Genomic DNA, 18,924 nt, shown 5'->3' on the forward strand with positions numbered 1-18,924 from the left:
CGGTTACATTTCGAACCCGGAAGCTAAGCCTTTCTGCGCCGATGGTACTGCGAGGGGGACCTCGTGGGAGAGTAGGTCGCCGCCGAACAATCTTTACAGGACCTCTGGTCCGGCACACACGTGTGCTGGACCAGAGGTCCTTTTTGTTTTTCTGAGGTGCGCTGCTGGAGCCGGCGCTGAGCACGGCTGAAGCAGCCGAGAAGGAGTCACCATGTCCACCAACTCTCCGGACGACAGGTCCGACCGACCTACGCGCCATGACGGCGGCGACCGTCGGGACCAGCGGCGAGACGACCGAACCGGCCGTCGTGACGAGCGCGGACCGCGCCGTGACGGTGACCGTGGTGGCTTCCGTCGTGACGACCGCGGGGCGCGTGGTGACGAGCGGCGTGGTGGCTTCCGACGGGATGACCGAGCCCCGCGTCGCGACGGTGACCGCGGTGGGTTCCGTCGCGACGACCGTGGCCCGCGCGGTGATGACCGACGTGGTGGCTTCCAGCGTGACGAGCGCGGCCCGCGCCGTGACGATGACCGTGGTGGCTTTCGCCGGGAGGACGGACCGCGCCGTGGCCCGGGGCACCGTGACGACCGTTCCGGCTTCCGGGGCGGCGACCGGCCCTCCTTCCGGCGTGACGAGCGGTCTGACCGGGGCGGTGACCGTCCGGGCCAGGATCGTGGCGACCGCCGTGCCGGTGGCTTCCCCCGCGGTGACGGCCGTTCCTTCCCTCGGGACGAGCGTGGACCTCGCCGGGACGACCGGGGCCCGCGTCGTGATGACGACCGTGGTGGGTTCCGTAGGGACAGCCGTTCGTTCCCTCGTGATGACCGTGGTCCGCGTCGTGATGACGAGCGCGGTGGGTTCCGCCGCGACGAGCGTGGTCCGCGTCGTGATGACGAGCGTGGCGGGTTCCGTCGCGATGACCGTGGTCCGCGTCGTGATGACGAGCGCGGTGGGTTCCGCCGTGATGACCGTGGTCCGCGTCGTGATGACGAGCGCGGTGGGTTCCGCCGCGACGAGCGTGGTCCGCGTCGTGATGACGAGCGCGGTGGCTTCCGTCGCGATGACCGTGGTCCGCGTCGTGATGACGAGCGCGGTGGCTTCCGTCGCGATGACCGTGGTCCGCGTCGTGATGACGAGCGTGGCGGGTTCCGTCGCGATGACCGTGGTCCGCGTCGTGATGATGACCGTGGTGGCTTCCGCCGTGACGATCGCGGTCCCCGTCGTGATGATCGCGGCCCGCGCCGGGATGATGACCGTGGTGGCTTCCGCCGTGACGACCGCGGTCCCCGTCGTGATGACCGTGGTCCGCGTCGTGATGACGACCGTGGTGGCTTCCGCCGTGACGATCGCGGGGGACGCCGTCCCTATGGCCAGGGGCGTGGCCGCGACGAGCGCGGTGGGGAGCGCCGTGAGGACCGTCGGGACCGCGAGCCGATCCGGCGGCTGCCGATCCCCGAGGACGTCACCGGGGACGAGATCGACCAGGACGTCAAGCAGGAGCTGATGAGCCTGCCGCGGACCCTTGCCGAGGACGTGGCGCGGAACCTCGTGATGGTCGCCAACATGCTGGACGAGGACCCCGAGAAGGCCTACGGCTACGCGCGCGTCGCGTTGCGGCTCGCCTCACGCGTCGCCGCCGTCCGGGAGGCCGCGGGCTTCGCCGCCTACGCGGTCGGCAAGTACAGCGAGGCGCTGGCCGAGTTCCGCGCTGCGCGCCGCATGACCGGTCGGAGCGACCTGTGGCCCGTCATGGCCGACTGCGAGCGTGGCCTGGGCCGGCCTGAGAAGGCCCTTGCCATGGCCGGTGAGCCTGAGGTGCAGCGGCTGGACAAGGCAGGACAGGTCGAGATGCGTCTCGTTGCGGCCGGCGCTCGCCGGGACCTGGGTCAGGCGGACGCAGCCGTCGTGACGCTGCAGAGCCCCGAGCTCGGATCGCACGCCGTGCACCCCTGGACGGCCCGCCTGCGCTACGCCTATGCCGACGCCCTGCTTGAGGTCGGGCGTGAGGACGAGGCACGCGAGTGGTTCGCCCGCGCACTCGAAGCCGACCAGGCCGGAGCCACCGACGCCTCCGACCGCCTTGCGCAGCTCGACGGCGTGGAGTTCCTCGACGCCCTCGACGAGGACGCCGTGGACGACCAGACCGACGACGTCGACCAGGCCGAGAGCGACGACCAGGCTGCGAACGTGGCGCAGGAAGCGGTCGCGGCGGAGACCGGGAACGACGACGAGGCCGGCGACGGCCCGGACGTCGAGTCCGACGACGCGGAGGTCGTCGAGCCCGAGGCCGCCGCGGAAGCGAAGTCCGGTGCGGCGTCCGAGTCCGGTGGCGACGTGGAGGGGGCCCCTCAGGCCCACCGGCCCGCGACCGGTGCGAGCGAGGACGTGGCGGACAGCTCGACGGACTCGGCTGTGGGCGAGGACAAGGACAAGAACGAGGACGCCGAGGACAAGAACGAGGACGCGGAGGCGGCTTCCGGCGGGGCTCAGCGCCTCGTCGGCGAGCGTCCGCTGTTCACCGAGCCGTCCTACGAGGCCCCCGAGCCGGGGAGCGAGGACGCCGAGGAACGCCCGGAGACCGACGGCCGGCAGGGCTGACGGCCGGCAGGACCGGCGGGCACGGGGGCTGACGGACCGGACCGGTTCGGCTCGGCGGCAGGGCGGAACGCCAGTCGCCGGGCCGGTCGGCCCGCATCGGAACAGGGCGTCCCTGCCGGGCCTGGCCGGGCCAGGCGGTGTGAACGGTCCTCCACTCGGGACGGCCGGAGAACTCGGCAGCGCCGGCGGTGACGGCCTCGGTACCACCCAGCCGGGTGGACGGGCTCCGTCCGCCCGGTGCACCCGCACACGACGAGACGGCGGGTGGTCCGGAACTCTGTGAGTTCCGGACCACCCGCCGTCTCGTGTTTCCGGTGGTGCCGCCGGGATCAGCGCCGGGCGTGCCGGGCGATCGGGTTGGCGAGCGTGCCGACCAGCTGGAGAGCGCCGGCCGGGTCCTGGAGGTCGACCATCTGCTCGTTGTCCCGCAGCTGCAGGCGGTTGAGGCAGGAGAGGGAGAACTCCTCGGCGAACATGTCGAACCGCTCGAACTTCTCCGCCAGGTGCGGCATCGCGTCCTGGTAGTCCTGGACGCACTCGGCGACCGTCCGCCAGAAGTCGTCCTCGGAGAGCACGCCCCGCTCGGCGAGGGTGGCGCCGAGGAAGCGGAGAAAGCAGTCGAAGACGTCGGTGAAGATCGACAGGAGTTTCTTGTCGTCCGGTACCTCGGCTCGGATGCGCTCCACCGCGGGCGGCAGCACCGCCTCGGTGTCCATGACGGCGATCTCCTCGGCGATGTCCTTGAAGATCACCCGCTGGACCGCACCGTCCTCCAGGACGAGGATGGCGTTCTCACCGTGCGGCATGAAGACCAGGTCGTAGGCGTAGAAGCTGTGCAGCACCGGCGTCAGGTACGCGTCCAGGTAGCGGCGCAGCCACACCTCGGGCGCCAGGCCCGACTCCTCGATCAGCGCGGCGGCCAGCGAGTCGCCCTCGGGGTCGAGGTGCAGCAGGGACGCCATCGTCGCGAGGCGCTGCCCGGGCTCCAGCGACGGCACCGGGCTCTCCCGCCACAGCGCCGCCAGCATCTTCCGATACGGGGAGCCCTTCGCCGTGGCCGCCTCGTACTGGTGCGGGTGGTAACCGATGGCCGCCCGCTCGCGGATGATGGAGAAACGCGCTGCCTTGAGCACCTCGTCGTTCTCGATGAGCTGTGCCAGCCAGTCGTTGATGGCCGGGGTGGCCTCCATGTACGCGGCGGACAGGCCGCGCATGAAGCCCATGTTGAGGACGGACAGTGCCGTCTTCACGTAGTGCTTCTCCGGGGCGCTGGTGTTGAAGAAGGTGCGGATCGACTGCTGGGCGCGGTAGGCGTCCTGACCGGTGCCCAGGCAGACCAGGTTGCGCCGGGCCACCTCGCCGGCGAAGGTGACGGCCAGCTTGTTCCACCACTGCCAGGGGTGGACGGGGACGAGGTGGTAGTCGGCGATGTCCAGGCCGAGGCCGGCGAGGGTTCCGGCGAAGGCGGCCAGGGTCTCCTCGCCCAGCTCGGCGCGGACCAGACCGTCGTAGTCGAGGCCGTCGCCGGCGCTGAAGGTCGACAGCTCACGGCGGGCGGCCAGCCACACCAGGTGGACCGGGCTGCCCGTCTCCGGTGCGTACGCGCGGTACTCGTGGACACCGAAGCCGAGGCGGCCGTTGTTCGCGACGAAGCAGGGGTGCCCCTCGGACATCCCCGTCTCGATCGTCTGGAAGTCGGCCTTCGCCAGTTCGGCGGCGCTCGCCGGGCCCGCAGCCAGTTTGTACGCGGTGCCCGCCAGTGTGGAGCTGATCTCCTCCAGGTACACCGGGAGGACCTTGTCGCTCAGGCCGAGCGCGCCGCGCACCTCGGTGATGAAGTCCAGCGCGTCGAGGGGTAGTTCCTGCCCGTGGCGGTGGCGGCTGATGCTGTCCGCGTCCACCTCCCAGTGCTCCAGGGTGCGCACCCGGGCGGCGAAACGGTAGACGGTGGCCTCGTCGTCGCTGCTCACCGTGTACCAGGCGAGCCCTTCCGGTGCCTGCTCGGACTCGGCGGGCACGGGCTGAGGCACCAGGATGCGCTCGTGGCTGAACTCCGCCAGGCCCTTGCGGACCAGGAGGCGGGAGGCGCGCTCCCACCATTCGGGGGTGAGGTGGGCGACGGCTTCACAGGGGGTGGTCATCAGCGCTCTCCTCGGGCTGCCAGGAACTGTTCTCGGGTGCAGGTGCTCAGGTGGGCGGTTTTGGAGGGCAGGGTGACGGCGCGCTCGACCTCGAAGCCGACGGCCTTGTTCAACGCGTGCACTGCCGTGTTCTCCGCGTCCGGCTCGACCACCACGCGGCGCACGGCCGGGTCGTCGAAGAGCATCTCCATGACGGTGGTGATCACCGCGCGGGTGAAGCCGTGGACGGGGGAGTCGGTGGGGGCGACGAGGAAGTGCATGCCGACGTCGCCGGGCTGTGCCTGGTGGATGCCGACCAGTTCCCGGTGGGCCGGGTCGTAGCGCTCGGTCAGGAAGGCGGGTACGCCGTCGTGGAAGCCGAGGAAGGCGTCGTGGTACGGGTCGGCGGCTATCCGGGCGAACTCCTTCTCCGTCTCCGCCAGGTCGGCGTCCTGCATCAGCCAGAAGACCGCCTTGGGGTGGGTGACCCAGCGGTGCAGCAGCTCGGCGTCGCCGGCCGGGTCCACCGGGCGCACGGTGAACTCCCCGAGCGCGGGGTCGGTACGTCGGAACACGGTTGCGGGGATGCTCATGCGGGCGAGACCTCCAGGGCCTGGGGGGCGGTTGCCGGGGCGCCGAACTCCTGGAAGGCGATCGACTTCTCCACCGGGTAGACCTCGCGGCCCAGCAGCTCCCGGATGATGCAGGAGTTGCGGTAGGCGGCCATGCCCAGGTCGGGGGTGACGAAGCCGTGGGTGTGGAGTTCGGCGTTCTGGACGAAGATCTCCCCGCCGGCGGTGTCCACGCTGTAGTTGCGGCGCACGTCGAAGCGGCCGTGGTCGTCCAGGGCGAGACGGTCGCGGATCGGGTCCAGGAAGTCCGGCATCCGGTAGCGGTAGCCGGTGGCCAGGACGAGCCCCTGGGTGTCCAGGGAGAAGTCGGCCTCCTGCTCCTCCTGCCGCAGCCCGAGCGTGTACGTGGCCCGCGCCTCGTCGTAGGAGGCCGAGGTCAGAGCCGTGTTGGTGAGCAGGCGGGTGGGGACCGGGCCTTTGAGGTTCTTCTCGTAGAGCAGGTCGAAGATCGCGTTGATCAGGTCGCTGTCGATGCCCTTGTAGAGGTTCTTCTGCGTCGCGTTGAGGTGGTCCCGCTTGGCCGGGGGCAGGGCGTGGAAGTAGTCCACGTACTCGGGCGAGGTCATCTCCAGCGTCAGCTTGGTGTACTCCAGCGGGAAGAACCGGCCCGAGCGGGTCACCCAGTTGAGCTGGTAGCCGCGGGTGTCGACCTCCTGGAGGAGGTCGTGGTAGATCTCGGCGGCGCTCTGCCCGCTGCCGACGATCGTGATGCTCTCCTTCTTCTGCAACTCCTCCTTGGCGTCCACGTAGCCCGCGTTGTGCAGCAGGTCGCCCCCGAGACCGCGGCAGCACTCCGGGATGTACGGCGGAGTGCCGGTGCCCAGCACCAGCCGCCGGGCGTGGAAGGTGTGGCGCTCGCCCGTCGGCAGGTGCTCGGCGTGGACGGCGTACAGCTGCGCGGCCTCGTCCCACTCGACGCCGGTGACCAGGTGGCCGAAGCGTATGGAGGAGAGTTTCGCGGCCGCCCACTGGCAGTAGTCGTTGAACTCCGCGCGCAGCGGATAGAAGCTCTCGCGGATGTAGAAGGAGTAGAGGCGGCCGGACTCCTTCAGGTAGTTCAGGAAGGAGAACGGCGACGTCGGGTCGGCGAGGGTGACCAGGTCGGCCATGAAGGGCACCTGGAGGGTGCTGCTGTCCAGCATCATCCCGGGGTGCCAGTCGAAGGACGGCTTGTCGTCGAGGAAGAGGCCCTGGAGGTCGTCGAGCGGTTCGGTCAGGGCCGCCAGGCCCAGGTTGAACGGGCCGAGGCCGACGGCGATGAAGTCATAGGGGGCGGACACGAGGTCTCCGGTGGGGTCTCGGGTGAGCGGGTCAGGCTGGTGCGCCGCGGTCAGCGGGTGGCGGTCAGCGCCGGTGAGGGGTGGTCGGCCAGGAACCGCCCGGCGTGCTCGGCGATCAGGTCCAGGACGTGGCTGATGTCGTCCAGCGTCGTACGGGGGTTGAGCAGCGTGAACTTCAGGTAATGGCGTCCGTCGACGACCGTGCTCGCCACGATGGCGTCACCCGAGGCGAACAGCGCCTCCCTGGCGTGCAGGTTGACGTGGTCGCTCAGCTCCGGGTCGCGGTCCCCGGACGGTACGTAGCGGAAGACCAGGGTGGAGAGCTGCGGCTCGACGACCACCTCGAACCGCGGGTCGTCGTTGAGGAGTTTCCAGGCGTCGGCGGCGCGGTCCACGACCTCGTCGAAGAGCTCGCCGATGGCGTCGGCACCCATCACGCGCAGGGTCAGCCACAGCTTGAGCGCGTCGAAGCGACGCGTCGTCTGGATCGACTTGTCGACCTGGTTGGGGATGCGCTTGCGCGCCATCCGCTCCGGGTTGAGGTAGTCGGCGTGGTACGTGGCGTGCCGCAGCGTGAGGCGGTCGCGGACCAGCAGGGCGCTGGAGCTCACCGGCTGGAAGAAGGACTTGTGGTAGTCGACGGTGACCGAGTCGGCGGCCTCGATGCCCGCCAGCCGGTCACGCCGGCTGGAGACCAGCAGGCCGCAGCCGTAGGCGGCGTCGACGTGCATCCACACGCCGTACCGGCGGCACAGCTCGCCGATCTCGGGAAGGGGGTCGATGCTGCCGAAGTCGGTGGTGCCGGCGGTACCGACGACGGCCATCGGCAGCAGCCCGTCCCGGCGGCACCACTCCAGCCGCTCCGCGAGGTCCCCGGCCCGCATCCGCCGGTCGTGGTCGACGGGGAGCGCGACGACCGCCTCCGGGGAGAGGCCCAGCAGGGTGGCTGCCTTCTCGATGCTGAAGTGACTCACCTCGGAGGTGAAGATGCGCAGCCTCGGCAGGATCTCCTCGCGGGTCAGGCCCGGCTGCTCGCGCTGGGCACCCGCGCACGCCTCGTCCCGGGCGAGGAGCATCGCCTGGAGGTTGGACTGGGTGCCGCCGCTGGTGAAGACGCCGTCCGCGGCGGCGCCGAGGCCCACCCGCTCAGCCGTCCACGCGATCAGGCGCTGCTCTATGAGGGTGCCGCCGGCGCTCTGGTCCCAGGTGTCCAGCGAGGAGTTGACGGCGGAGAGGACGGCCTCGCCGAGGACTGCGGGGACCACGACCGGGCAGTTGAGGTGCGCCAGGTAGCGGGGGTGGTGGAAGTAGACGGCGTCCTGGAGGTAGACCTCCTCCAGTTCGTCGAGGGCCGCGTCCACCGTGTGCAGGGGCTCGGCCAGGTCGACGCGGTCGATGACCGGGGCCAGCTCGGCCACCGTCCGGCCGGTGAACGGCCGCTCGGCCCCGGCGATCCGTTGCGCCACCCGCTCCACGCCCGCGCCGACGGCCTGCCGGTAGTGCTCGGCGGAAGCCGCGTCGAGCAGCTGGTCGACGCTGTCGCGACGCGCGCCGGTGGCTTCGGTGGGACAGGCGGTGAGACCCGCGGGACCGGTCTGCGGGCTACGGCGAGAGGGCATGGTGGGGGCTGCTCCGGGTTGGGCGGTGGGGTGCGAGCCGTCGGCGGAAGACCCGAGGCGAGTCATGAAGGTGTCCTCCCTGAACGCTGCTGCCGCAAGGGAGCCGCAGGGACCTGTGGGCCTTGCCGGGCTCGCGGAGTCCTGCGACTCTTGTGATCTCTGGTCGTACGTCTGAACGGTTCGGATCGGTTCCGCACGGGTGGCAGGGCAAACAGGACCTCTCCCGGCCATCCATGCTGAGGTAAGGCTTACCTTACCCGTCGTGGGTGGGGTGTGGGCGACGGGGGTGCGGAGAACCGGTCACGGGCGGTCGCGGGCCCGTACGCGGGTCCCGGAGCGGCCGGGCGCCCCCTGGTCGTGAGCGTGGAAGCGGTTCCTGCGACGGAATGTGACACTCCGGCCGAGTGGGCCCGTGCGGGTACGTCGGGGCCGCGGCGCACGCGGGAGCCGTTTTGGCGTGTGCCCCTGACGCTGACGTGGATGCCCGGGGGCGTGCGCGGGTGCGGGCGGGGTCTCGTCGCCGCGAACCCGGGGCGGCGGCAGACGGGGACGGCCGGCGGCAGACGGGGACCACTGTCGGCCGGCAGGGCGCAGGCGGTGCGTCCGTGGCAGGCGGTGTCGTCCTCGCCGGGGGCGACGGGCGCGAGCATGACCAGCGGTCCCGGCCAGAACCGTGCGACGGGGCCGGGCGGGCGGGAGCGAGCGTGCGGCGTCAGCCCGCCCGGGTCCCGCCACCACCGGGGCGGCGGGCCCTGAGCCTCAGCCCTCCTCGACCAGGCGGAGTACCAGCCCGGTGGCGGGTTTCGGACCGAAGGAAGTCGACTTCCGCGGCATGGTGACGCCCTGCTCGGCCAGCTCCCGCACCGTCCGCTCGCTGGTGGGGCGCAGGAGGACGGCGGTGCCGCGGCGGTGGCGGGCCTGGGTCAGCGCGGCCGACGCCTCGTGGAGGTAGCTGATGGACACCGCGTCGTCCGGCACCCGCCACACCTCCTCCAGCAGCGCGGAGTGGAGCACGGTGGCGTCGAGTTCACGCCAGGCGCGGGGCTTGTCGCCGGGGACCGTGCGGTCGAGCAACGTCGGATCAGGACGGTCCAGCAGGTGGAACTCCGCCGCTCCGTCCTGCTCGCCGGCGAGCAGGAAGGCCGTGCCCTGCGCCCCCGAGAGGGCCTCGAGGGCCTGCGGCAGCGGTCCGGCGACCTGACGGACCCGGAAGTACGGCGCGGCTTTCGTCACCGCCTCCGGGTACGGAAGGTGGGGGAGCACGCGGTGGATGGCCTGCACCCGCAGCGGGTGGCGGGCCGTGTCGACCAGCAGCACGAGCCCGTGCGCCCAGGGCGACTCCGCACCCTCGCCACCTGCCAGGACGCGTTCCCGCCACAGCTGCCGGTAGGTCGCCCACCGGTGGTGGCCGTCCGCGATGAGGGCGCGGCGGGTGGCGAGGTCGGTGGTGGCCTCGGCCTGTTCCGCGGGGTCCGTGACCGCCCACAGCCGGTGGGCCACCCCGTCCTCCGTGACGGTGTGCAGCAGCGGAGGACGGTGTACGGCACGCTCCACCACCCGCGCCGCGCCGGCCCGCGCCGCCGAGGGGCTCGCCGTGTCGGGCCCGGAGCTCCCCCGGGCGTCGCTGCCGTCGTAGGAGAGGAGGAGCGGCTCGAGTTGGGCGCCGGCGGCCCGCATCAGTGCGGCGCGGTCGGCCACGACCTCGGGGATGACGTCCTCGTGCGGCAGCACGGGCCCGTCCAGCCGCAGGGCTCCGATCAGGCCGCGCTGGAGCCCCCGCGCGTCGCGCTGCTCGTACACGTACAGGGCCGGGGCGGCGTCCTGCACCAGCACGCCCTCCGCGCGCCAGGCGCGCAGCGTCCGGGCGGCGCGGTCGTGGCGGGTGGCGGGGTCCTCGGCCTGCGGCAGGATCAACCGGACGATGTTGTAGGGATCGGCGGTCTCCAGGTGGTGGACGCCCTCGGGGCGGACCACCACGTCGTAGGGCGGCGAGGTGACGGCGGTGAGACTGCTCACCCTGTCCGGCGCGTAACGCAGGCCGCGGAAGGGCACAAGGCGGAGGCCGTCGTCGCTGGTCATCTGGGCATGCTATGACGCGGTCACGATGGGAGATGATCGGGGGAGGCCGCCGCCGACGGCCGGCAAGGACACGCCCGCGCCATGCGCGAGAACCGGACAGGAGTGAGACGACGGTGAACGATCAGGTGCGGACGCGTCCGGCCGCCTGCGAGGCGGCTCTTCACGAGAGCTACGACACGGCACTGCTCGACCTCGACGGGGTGGTCTACACCGGGGGCGAGGCCGTGGACCACGCGGTGGCCTCCCTCACCGCCGCCTCCAAGGCCGGCATGCACCTGGCGTACGTGACCAACAACGCCTCCCGCACACCGGACGACGTCGCGGCGCAGTTGACGGGCTTCGGTCTGCGCACCGACCCCGGCGACGTCATCACCTCGGCGCAGGCCGTGGCGAGGCTGATCGCGGAGCAGGTGCCGGACGGGGCGCGGGTGCTGGCGGTGGGCGGCAAAGGGCTGGACGTGGCGCTGCGGGAGCGCGGGCTGGTGCCCGTCTCCACCGCCGACGACGACCCCGCCGCCGTGGTGCAGGGCTTCGACCCGGCCGTGAACTGGGAGCAGTTGGCGCAGGCGGCCTACGCGGTGCGGCGCGGGGTGCCCTGGTTCGCCTCCAACACCGACCTGACCATCCCCAAGGAGGCCGGTATCGCGCCCGGGAACGGCGCACTGGTCGAGGTGGTGCGCATCGCCGCGGGCGGCACCCCGCAGGTCGCCGGGAAGCCGCGGGTGCCGATGCACCGCGAGACGGTGCTGCGGACCGGGGCGAAGCGGCCCCTGGTCGTCGGGGACCGACTCGACACCGACATCGAGGGCGCCTACAACGGCGACGTCGACTCGCTCCTGGTACTGACCGGTGTCTCCGGCCCGGCCGAGCTGCTGACCGCCCCGCCGCGCCACCGGCCGACCTACCTCAGCGCCGACCTGCGGGGGCTCCTGGCGCCGCAACCCGCCGTGGAGGCGGAGTCGGGCGCGTTCCGCTGCGGGGGCTGGCACGCGGTCAGGAACGGGGAGCGGCTGGTACTGGAGGGTGAGGGCGAACCGGTCGACGGCCTGCGCGCCCTGTGTGCCGCCGCGTGGACGGCGGCGGGCGACGGCGAGTGCACGGCGGACGCGCGGGAGGCGCTCAAGCAGCTCGGCTGGTGAGGGAGCCGCCCCGGTCAGGCCCGGGGCGGCTCGGTCACGCCTGCGGCGTCCCGGTCACGCCCGCGGTGCGCGCCGGCCCCGGCAGGGGTGGACGTCCCGGCAGGGGCGGGCGTGGCCGGGGACGGATGTTCTGGCCGAAGCGTATGTCTTGGTCGGGGCGGGCATGGTCAGGGGCGTACGTCTTGGCCGGGCGGGTGTGGTCAGGGGCGTGCGTCGGGTTCCGGTTGCGGCGCGGGGGCGGGCCAGGCCGACATGGCCAGTTCCGCGACGCGTTCCAGGTCGGACCGGGCCGCGCCGTCGCAGGCCTGGGTGGACATGCCCTGGAGCGTGGCCGCGTAGAAGGTGGCGAGGCCCTCCGCGTCGACCGTGACCGGCAGGCGGCCGTGGTCCACGTCGGCGGTGATCTTGTCGCGCATGGCCTGCTTGGACTCCTCGCGCCGGTCGCGGAGTTGACGTTGGACGTCCTCGGCGGTGGGTGTGCAGTTCGTGGCCGCGGTGATGACCATGCAGCCCGGCGGGTGGCTGGGGTCGGTGTACTCCCGGGCGGCCTCGCGCAGCAGGCGGCCGATGGCGGCGCAGGCGGTCGTCTCCTCCGCCAGGGCGCGGGTGGTGAAGGCGCCGTAGGTGCGCCCGTACTCCTGGACCGCCTCGTTGAAGAGCTGGCGCTTGTCGCCGAACGCCCCGTACAGACTCGGCGGGTTGATGCCCATGGCGCTGGTCAGCGAGGCGATGGACGTTGCCTCGTAGCCGTGGCGCCAGAACTGGTGGAGCGCCTGCTCCAGGGCGGTGCGGCGGTCGAAGTTCCTGGGTCGCCCTCCGGCTTTCCTCATACGGGTGAGTCTAACGCCGATGGTGTAGCGCTCGCTAAGAAAGCTGTTGTAGCTTGTTCTGCGTAGCGAGCGCTACATAACCATCGGGGGGGATGACGGTCATGTCGACACGTGCTGTTCAGGGGGCGAAGACGCCCGCGCAGAGGGCGTCTGTGCAGAAGGCGTTCCGGCGGGAAGGTGCCGCACGGGAGGCGGTCGGCGCGGGCGTGCGAGGTGGGCCGGCGCGCACAGTGCGGGGGCGCAGGGGAGGGGCCGGGCTGGCCCTGGCTCACGGAGCCGGTGGTTCGGTGGCGGCCAACTACACGCCGATCCTGGAGGGCCTGGCCGACTCGCGCCTCCTGGTCGGTGTCGACTACCCGGGGGCGGGGGGCACTCCGCTGCAGGAGGCGCCCCTCACTCTGGACCAGCTCGCCGGGGAGCTCGTCGCCGCCGCGGTCGACGAGGGCCTGGAGAGGTTCCCGGTGCTCGGTTACTCGCTCGGTGCACCCGTCGCCATGCGCGCCGCGGCCTTGTACCCGGAGCGGGTCACGGGCCTGGTGCTCACGGCCCCCTTCGCACGCCCCAACACCCGGCTGCGGCTGATCGGCACCCTGTGGCGGGAGCTGCACATGCGTGGCGCCGACCACGACCTCGCGACGCTCCTCCTCCCGCAGGCGCTCGGTTCCACGACGCTGGAGGCTCTGTCCGACGCCGAGGTCGCCACCGCAATAGAGGAGACGGCGCGGACGATACCGCCGGGTACCTCCGACCACGTGGACCTGGTCACCCGCGTCGACATCGGCGACGACCTGCCGCGCCTCGGTGTCCCGACCCTGGTGATCTCCACGACCGAGGACCTCCTGGTCACCGAGGACCTCCACCGGGAGGTGGCCGAGGCCGTACCGGGCGCCGAACTCGCCCGGCTGGCCACCGGTCACCTGCCCTTCACGGAGGCGCCCGGGGCGTGGTGCGAGCTGGTGGGCGACTTCCTGGAGCGCCAGGGGTTGTGACGGGGGACCGGTCGGGGTGCCGCCGGCCGGCGGCACCCCGACCCGTCACAGTTAGGTGGCCGCGGCGGCGGGCCGTTGCGCGATTAGGTGCACATAGCAGGGGGCGCGCCGCCGGGTGTCCTACACCCGGCCCGGCCGGGGGTGGGGGGGGGGGCGGGGGGGGGCGGCCCCCCCCCGCCCCCCCCCCGACCGGTCACTGTTCGGTGGCCGCGGCGGCGGTCAGTTCGGCGATGAGGTCCTCTTCGCAGGCTCCTCGCCGCCAGTAACCGGTGAACTTCACCGACCGGCGGTCCAGGCCGCGTTCACCGACGAGATGCCGTCGCAGGGCCTTCACGGTGCCGGCCTCCCCGGCGATCCACGCGTACGGAGCGCCCTCGGGCAGGGATGCCCCGCGCACGGCGTCGACCATCGCCTCGGCGCGGTCCCGCGCGGCGCCCTCGCGCACCAGCCAGGTGATGTCGGTGTCGGCGAAGCTGGGCAGCGGGCGGCGGTCCTGCGCGCTGGGGACCTCCACCCAGACCTTCGCCCGGGTGCCGGGCGGAAGCCAGGCGAGGATGGCCTCCATGGCGGGGAGTGCCGTCTCGTCGCCGGCCAGCAGGATCCAGTCGGTGCCCGGGGGCGGGCGGAAGTCGATGCCGCCGTTGTCCTCCACCACCGGGGCGAGCAGGGCGACCTGGTCGCCGGGCCGGCACCGGGAGGCCCACCGGCAGGCCGGTCCGCCGTCACCGTGCAGGGCGAAGTCGATGTCGAGCTCGGTGCCTGCCTCGGTGGTGCGCTGACCGCTGACCGTGTAGGAGCGCATGACGGCGCGCTCCGCAGGGTCCTGGGCGCGCCAGGCCGTGTACCAGCCCTCGCCCGTGTCGTCGAAGACCGGTGCGGACTGGTGGGCCTGGGGGAGGAAGAGTTTGATCCGTTGGTCGCGTCCGCCGCACGCGACGGACGCCAGCCGGCCGCCGCCGAAAGTGACCCTCACCATCGACGGGCCGAGCCGGTGGGAGCGCAGGACCTGGACGTCGAAGAAGCGGAAGGGGGTGGTGGGGGCGGCGGTCGTCGTCACGGGGGACCTCCGGGGTCGAGGGCGGTCTGCCGGCCTACGGGGGTGGTGCGGCTGCGGGCGGCCCGGGGCCGGACCCGCTGCGAAGGGCACTGCGGGGCTGGACGGTCAGGGGCGGTCGCTTCGGGCTCCGCCCCGGCCGGTGCGGTGGGCCGGCCGGGTAGGAGGGGCGAAGGGCCGCGGGGGTGCGGGGGTGCGGGGGTCGCCCTGCCGGTGTGGCTTTGCGGGTGTCGTGCCGTGGACACTCGCGGGACGGCTCAGGCGACCTTCTTGGCCTTCTTGACGGCCTCGGCGAGCTGCTCCAGCAGCGGTGCGGCGCCGGCGTAGGAGAAGCGCGGCTCACTCGGCCACGGAACGATCTGGTCGGCCTTGACGGCGGGCAGGTCCTTCCAGGACGGCTTCTTGGCCAGGTCGGAGGGCTGCAGGGTCTGCGTGCGGTTGTCAAGGAAGAGCACGTCCGCCTTGTACTTGTCGGCGTTCTCCCAGCTCAGGCTCTCGAAGTAGCCGCCCTTGTCCAGGTTGTCAGGCACGACGAAGTCCACGCCCAGCGACTTGTAGTAGAGGAGGTCGGCGCTCTGCGCGGGGGAGGAGGCGTAGAAGTACTGTGCACTGCCCGAACAGGCCAGCACCTTCACGGGGTTCGACTTCGTGGCCTGCCGGAGGGAGGCGGCGGCCTTCTCGAAGCGGGCCTTCGCGTCGGTGACCTTCTTGGCCTTGAGGTCGGCGCCGAGCGACTCGGCGAGGTCCGCGTACCGGGCGATGACCTTGTCCATCGGCTTGCGGGACACGGTCAGCGCGACCGTCTCGGCAAGCTTGGTGATCTTGTCCTTGCTCTCGGCGGGGACGAACCACAGGTCGCCGGGCTCGTACATGTTGGTGATCAGCAGATCGGGGTTGAGCGCCGCGTACTTCTCGACGTTGAACTGGCCGTAGGCGTTTCCGATCACGGTCAGGCGCTTGACGTCCAGGTCGCCGGCCTGCGGGTCGGCCTTGCCGTTGCTGAGCCTGGTCGGGCCGAAGACGCCCACGACCTGCTTGTCGATCCCGAAGTCGTACAGGGCGGCGGCGGTCCCCGTGAAGGCGACGATGCGCTGCGGGGTACCGTCGAGGGAGACCTTCTGGCCACGGTCGTCCTTGAAGGACCACTGCCCGCCGCCGGAGTCACCGCCGGTACCGCCCGAGCCCTTGTCGCCTCCGCACGCGGCGAGCAGGGCGCCCATACCGACTGCGCCGCCCACGGCGAGCACACCTCGGCGGGACACGGATAGGCTTCGGGCAGCAGTCATGGTCGTGCGCTCATTTCTCAAGGGCCTGCTTCGGACAACGTGAGGGTAGGCTAACCTAACTGCCGTGTTGGTCGACAGCCCCCCCGAAGCACCTGATGCCGTCTCGAAGGACCCCACCCCGTCCCGGCGACGCAACGCCGCACGGTGGGCGGGCCTGCTGGTCGCGCTCGGCGTGCTCTGCCTCGTCGCCGTCGCCGGCATCGTCGTCGGGTCCAAGGAGATCCCCGTCGACCAGGTGTGGCACGGCCTCTTCCACTCCACACACAACAGCACCGACGTCGTCATCCGCGAGCTGCGGGTGCCCCGGACCCTGCTCGGTCTCCTGGTCGGTGTCGCCCTCGGGCTCGCCGGCGCGGTGATGCAGGCCCTGACCCGCAACCCGTTGGCCGACCCCGGCCTCCTCGGCATCAACGCGGGCGCCTCGGCGGCCGTCGTCAGCGCCATCGGGTTCCTCGGCGTCACCTCGCTCACCGGTTACGTGTGGTTCGCCTTCCTGGGAGCAGCCGTCGTCTCCGCAGCCGTCTACGCGCTGGGCGGAACGCGGGCGGCCACCCCGGTGCGCCTGGCACTCTCGGGCACCGCGCTGACGGCGGTCCTCACCGGATACGTGAACGCGCTGAACCTTGTGAATAGCGCCACCCTCGACCGCATGCGCTTCTGGACGGTCGGCTCCCTGGCGAGCGCGACATCCACCACCGTGGAGCAGGTCCTCCCGTTCATCGCCGTCGGCGCGGTCCTCGCCCTGGGACTGGCCAGGCCGCTGAACGCCGTGGCCCTCGGCGACGACCAGGCCACCGCGCTCGGTGCGCGCCTGAACCGCACCCGCCTGCTCTCGATGCTCGCCGTGACCCTGCTGTGCGGCGCGGCCACCGCCGCCTGCGGGCCGATCGTCTACGTCGGTCTGATGGTGCCGCACGCGGTGCGTGCCCTCACCGGACCGGACATGCGGTGGGTGCTGCCCTACTCGGCGGTGCTGGCCCCCGTCCTGCTCCTCGGCTCCGACATCATCGGGCGGGTGATCGCCCGCCCCGGGGAGGTCCAGGTCGGCATCATCACCGCCGTGCTGGGCGGACCGGTCTTCATCTACCTCGTACGGCGTCGAAGGATGGCCCAACTGTGAAGGCACCGCACACCGAAAGGTCCGATGCACCCCGCGCGGGCGGTGCGGACGCGGCGGGCGACCCGGACAAGGCCACCGCCGCCCCAGACACCACCGCCCACGGCACCGCCCCAGACACCACCGCCCCCGCCGCCACCGGGCCCGGCACCACCGCGCCCCGCCCCACCGTCCGTCTGCGAGGCGGCGTCCTGCGCACCCCCGGCGGCCTGTCGGTGCGGACCCGGCCGCGCGCCCTGCTCGTCTGCCTCGCCCTGTTGCTGGTGGCGCTCGTGGCAGCGGTCGCGCTCATCGGCACCGGCGACTTCCCGATGTCCCCGGTACAGGTCCTGGACGCCCTCACCGGAGGCGGCACCACGGCACAGCGCTTCGTCATCGAGGACCTGCGGCTGCCCAGGGTGCTGGTGGGCCTCCTGGTGGGCGCCGGCTTCGGGCTGGCGGGCAGCGTCTTCCAGACCGTCTCGCGCAACCCGCTGGGCAGCCCCGACGTCCTCGGCTTCAACCAGGGGGCGACGGTCGGCGCCCTCGTCGTCATCGTCTACGTCCACGGGAGCGTCTACGCGGTCGCCGCCGGCGCCGTCATCGGCGGCCTGGTCACCGGCCTCGTGATCTTCCTGCTGGCCTGGCAGCGCGGGGTGCACGGCTACCGCTTCGTCCTGGTCGGCATCGGCTCCTCGGCGATGCTCTACGCCGGCATCCTCTACCTGATGACGAAGGCGAACATCGTCGAAGCCGGCCAGGCCACGGTCTGGATGGTCGGCACCCTCAGCGGCCGGGACTGGTCGCAGGTCTGGCCGATGCTCGGCGTCCTGGTCGTCCTCGTCCCGGTCCTGGTGGCCTGCTCCCGCCCCCTGCGGATGCTGGAGATGGGCGACGACGCCGCCAGCGCCCTGGGCGTGCGGGTGGGCGCGGTGCGGACCGTGGCGCTGCTGTCCGCGGTCCTGCTGACGGCCACCGCCAGCGCGGCCGCCGGCCCCATCGCGTTCGTCGCCCTCACCGCCCCGCAACTGGCCCGCCGCCTCACCCGTACCCCCGGCCCCAACCTGCTCGGCTCCGCCCTCATGGGCGCCGCCCTCCTGGTCGCCGCGGACTGGGTCTCGCAGAAGGTGTTCGGGGCCGACCAGCTTCCCGTCGGCATCGTCACCGGCGTCCTCGGCGGCGCCTACCTGGTGTGGCTGCTGGCCGCCGAACGCCGGGCCGGCCGGGTGTGAGAGCCCGCCCGCGCCCCGCCGCACCACGACTGTCCCAAGGAGTACTCCAGTGAGCCGTCTGACGGCGCAGAACGTCACCCTCGCCTACGACCAGCGGGTCATCGCCCAGGACCTCTCGGTCTCGATACCCGACCACTCCTTCACCGTCATCGTCGGCCCCAACGCGTGCGGCAAGTCCACGCTGCTGCGCGCGCTGTCGCGGATGCTCAAGCCCACTGCCGGCTCCGTCCTCCTCGACGGCTCGGCCATCGGCTCGATGCCGGCGAAGAAGGTCGCGCGCACCCTCGGCCTGCTGCCGCAGTCCTCCACCGCCCCCGACGGCATCACCGTCGGCGACCTGGTGGCCCGGGGCCGCTACCCCCACCAGGGGCTGCTGCGCCAGTGGTCCGCGGAGGACGAGCGGGTGGTCGCCGAGTCGCTGGCGGCGACCGGGGTCAGCGCCCTCGCCGAGCGCTACGTGGACGAACTCTCCGGCGGCCAGCGCCAGCGCGTGTGGATCGCCATGGCCCTGGCCCAGCAGACCCCGCTGCTGCTGCTCGACGAGCCGACCACCTACCTGGACATCCAGCACCAGATCGAGGTGCTCGACCTGTGCGCCGAACTCCACGAGGAGCAGGGCCGTACCCTCGTCGCGGTGCTGCACGACCTCAACCACGCGGCTCGCTACGCCACCCACCTCATCGCCATGCGGGAGGGCCGGGTCGTCGCCGAGGGAGCGCCCGGCGAGGTCGTCACCGCGGACCTCGTGGAGCAGGTCTTCGGCCTGAAGTGCCAGGTCATCGACGACCCCGAGACCGGCACGCCGCTGGTGGTGCCCGCCGCCCGCGTCAAGCGCCCGGCCGGCGTTCCCGCGGCCTGAGCCGTCCGGGGCAGCTTCCGCGTCGGCCGCAGGGCGCCCCGGCGAACGGCCCCCCATGGGCAGTGGGCGTCCGCCCCCGCCCCCGACCACGGCCCGGGCACGGACGGACC

General features: G+C 72.3%; 13 protein-coding genes, 1 rRNA gene and 2 pseudogenes. 8 read left to right on the forward strand and 8 right to left on the reverse strand.

The window, feature by feature from the left end; translation table 11 throughout:
• The 3 genes and pseudogenes from rrf to ACFV3R_RS32085 form a co-directional block, all read left to right on the forward strand.
• Positions 1-88 (forward strand): 5S ribosomal RNA (rrf, locus tag ACFV3R_RS32075); the annotation flags it as partial.
• A gap of 180 nt (positions 89-268) precedes the next feature.
• Positions 269-1,078: pseudogene (locus ACFV3R_RS32080) on the forward strand (hypothetical protein); the annotation flags it as partial.
• Positions 1,079-1,504: 426 nt separating this feature from the next.
• Positions 1,505-2,119 (forward strand): annotated as a pseudogene (locus ACFV3R_RS32085) (hypothetical protein); the annotation flags it as partial.
• A gap of 809 nt (positions 2,120-2,928) precedes the next feature.
• Here ACFV3R_RS32085 and ACFV3R_RS32090 read toward each other — a convergent pair.
• The 5 genes from ACFV3R_RS32090 to ACFV3R_RS32110 form a co-directional block, all read right to left on the reverse strand.
• Positions 2,929-4,740: an IucA/IucC family protein gene (locus ACFV3R_RS32090; RefSeq protein ID WP_385590479.1), complete on the reverse strand. Its 1,812-nt coding sequence runs from the start codon at positions 4,738-4,740 to the stop codon at positions 2,929-2,931.
• Entirely contained in the window at positions 4,740-5,312 is a 573-nt protein-coding gene (locus tag ACFV3R_RS32095) for a GNAT family N-acetyltransferase (RefSeq protein WP_385590481.1), read from the reverse strand. Before ACFV3R_RS32095 ends, ACFV3R_RS32090 begins: the two co-directional genes overlap by 1 nt.
• Positions 5,309-6,631 carry a lysine N(6)-hydroxylase/L-ornithine N(5)-oxygenase family protein gene (locus ACFV3R_RS32100; RefSeq protein WP_385590483.1) on the reverse strand — a complete coding sequence of 441 codons (1,323 nt, stop codon included), beginning with the start codon at positions 6,629-6,631 and terminating at the stop codon, positions 5,309-5,311. Before ACFV3R_RS32100 ends, ACFV3R_RS32095 begins: the two co-directional genes overlap by 4 nt.
• Before the next feature lie 50 nt (positions 6,632-6,681).
• Positions 6,682-8,250, reverse strand: coding sequence for a pyridoxal phosphate-dependent decarboxylase family protein (locus ACFV3R_RS32105; protein ID WP_385590513.1), 1,569 nt, complete (start codon positions 8,248-8,250; stop codon positions 6,682-6,684).
• 759 nt (positions 8,251-9,009) lie between these two features.
• The gene (locus ACFV3R_RS32110) at positions 9,010-10,329 is read right to left on the reverse strand and encodes a DUF1015 family protein (RefSeq protein WP_385590485.1); all 1,320 of its coding nucleotides are present in this window, start codon (positions 10,327-10,329) and stop codon (positions 9,010-9,012) included.
• Between the two features lie 113 nt (positions 10,330-10,442).
• On the opposite strand from ACFV3R_RS32110, the gene ACFV3R_RS32115 reads away from it, so the two are divergent.
• Positions 10,443-11,468: an HAD-IIA family hydrolase gene (locus ACFV3R_RS32115; RefSeq protein ID WP_385590487.1), complete on the forward strand. Its 1,026-nt coding sequence runs from the start codon at positions 10,443-10,445 to the stop codon at positions 11,466-11,468.
• Between the two features lie 200 nt (positions 11,469-11,668).
• Here ACFV3R_RS32115 and ACFV3R_RS32120 read toward each other — a convergent pair whose 3' ends face one another.
• Entirely contained in the window at positions 11,669-12,298 is a 630-nt protein-coding gene (locus tag ACFV3R_RS32120; protein ID WP_385590489.1) for a TetR/AcrR family transcriptional regulator, read from the reverse strand.
• 230 nt (positions 12,299-12,528) lie between these two features.
• Here ACFV3R_RS32120 and ACFV3R_RS32125 point away from each other — a divergent pair, with 230 nt between their 5' ends.
• A complete protein-coding gene (locus ACFV3R_RS32125; protein WP_385590491.1) occupies positions 12,529-13,287 on the forward strand; it encodes an alpha/beta fold hydrolase in 759 nt (252 codons plus the stop codon).
• Between the two features lie 193 nt (positions 13,288-13,480).
• Here the strand turns inward: ACFV3R_RS32125 and ACFV3R_RS32130 are convergent, their stop codons facing one another.
• Complete coding sequence (locus ACFV3R_RS32130; RefSeq protein ID WP_385590493.1) at positions 13,481-14,344, reverse strand: siderophore-interacting protein; 864 nt, start codon at positions 14,342-14,344, stop codon at positions 13,481-13,483.
• A gap of 254 nt (positions 14,345-14,598) precedes the next feature.
• Positions 14,599-15,627: an ABC transporter substrate-binding protein gene (locus tag ACFV3R_RS32135; RefSeq protein ID WP_385590495.1), complete on the reverse strand. Its 1,029-nt coding sequence runs from the start codon at positions 15,625-15,627 to the stop codon at positions 14,599-14,601.
• Between the two features lie 67 nt (positions 15,628-15,694).
• Here ACFV3R_RS32135 and ACFV3R_RS32140 point away from each other — a divergent pair, with 67 nt between their 5' ends.
• From ACFV3R_RS32140 to ACFV3R_RS32150, 3 genes are all read left to right on the forward strand, one after another.
• The gene (locus tag ACFV3R_RS32140; protein WP_385590515.1) at positions 15,695-16,747 is read left to right on the forward strand and encodes a FecCD family ABC transporter permease; all 1,053 of its coding nucleotides are present in this window, start codon (positions 15,695-15,697) and stop codon (positions 16,745-16,747) included.
• A gap of 173 nt (positions 16,748-16,920) precedes the next feature.
• Positions 16,921-17,955, forward strand: coding sequence for a FecCD family ABC transporter permease (locus tag ACFV3R_RS32145; RefSeq protein ID WP_385590517.1), 1,035 nt, complete (start codon positions 16,921-16,923; stop codon positions 17,953-17,955).
• A 49-nt stretch (positions 17,956-18,004) separates the two neighbouring features.
• Positions 18,005-18,814 (forward strand): ABC transporter ATP-binding protein, encoded by an 810-nt coding sequence (locus tag ACFV3R_RS32150; RefSeq protein WP_385590497.1) that lies wholly within the window; start codon positions 18,005-18,007, stop codon positions 18,812-18,814.
• Positions 18,815-18,924: the final 110 nt, after the last annotated feature.

It is taken from the genome of Streptomyces sp. NPDC059740 (genome assembly GCF_042733155.1).
Lineage (GTDB): Bacteria > Actinomycetota > Actinomycetes > Streptomycetales > Streptomycetaceae > Streptomyces.

Bases quoted from the DNA above. Each gene is read 5' to 3' on its own strand.
- ACFV3R_RS32090 (WP_385590479.1), bottom strand. From the start codon at position 4,740: ATGACCACCCCCTGTGAAGCCGTCGCCCACCTCACCCCCGAATGGTGG.
- ACFV3R_RS32095 (WP_385590481.1), bottom strand. From the start codon at position 5,312: ATGAGCATCCCCGCAACCGTGTTCCGACGTACCGACCCCGCGCTCGGG.
- ACFV3R_RS32120 (WP_385590489.1), bottom strand. From the start codon at position 12,298: ATGAGGAAAGCCGGAGGGCGACCCAGGAACTTCGACCGCCGCACCGCC.
- ACFV3R_RS32135 (WP_385590495.1), bottom strand. From the start codon at position 15,627: ATGACTGCTGCCCGAAGCCTATCCGTGTCCCGCCGAGGTGTGCTCGCC.
- ACFV3R_RS32105 (WP_385590513.1), bottom strand. From the start codon at position 8,250: ATGCCCTCTCGCCGTAGCCCGCAGACCGGTCCCGCGGGTCTCACCGCC.
- ACFV3R_RS32110 (WP_385590485.1), bottom strand. From the start codon at position 10,329: ATGACCAGCGACGACGGCCTCCGCCTTGTGCCCTTCCGCGGCCTGCGT.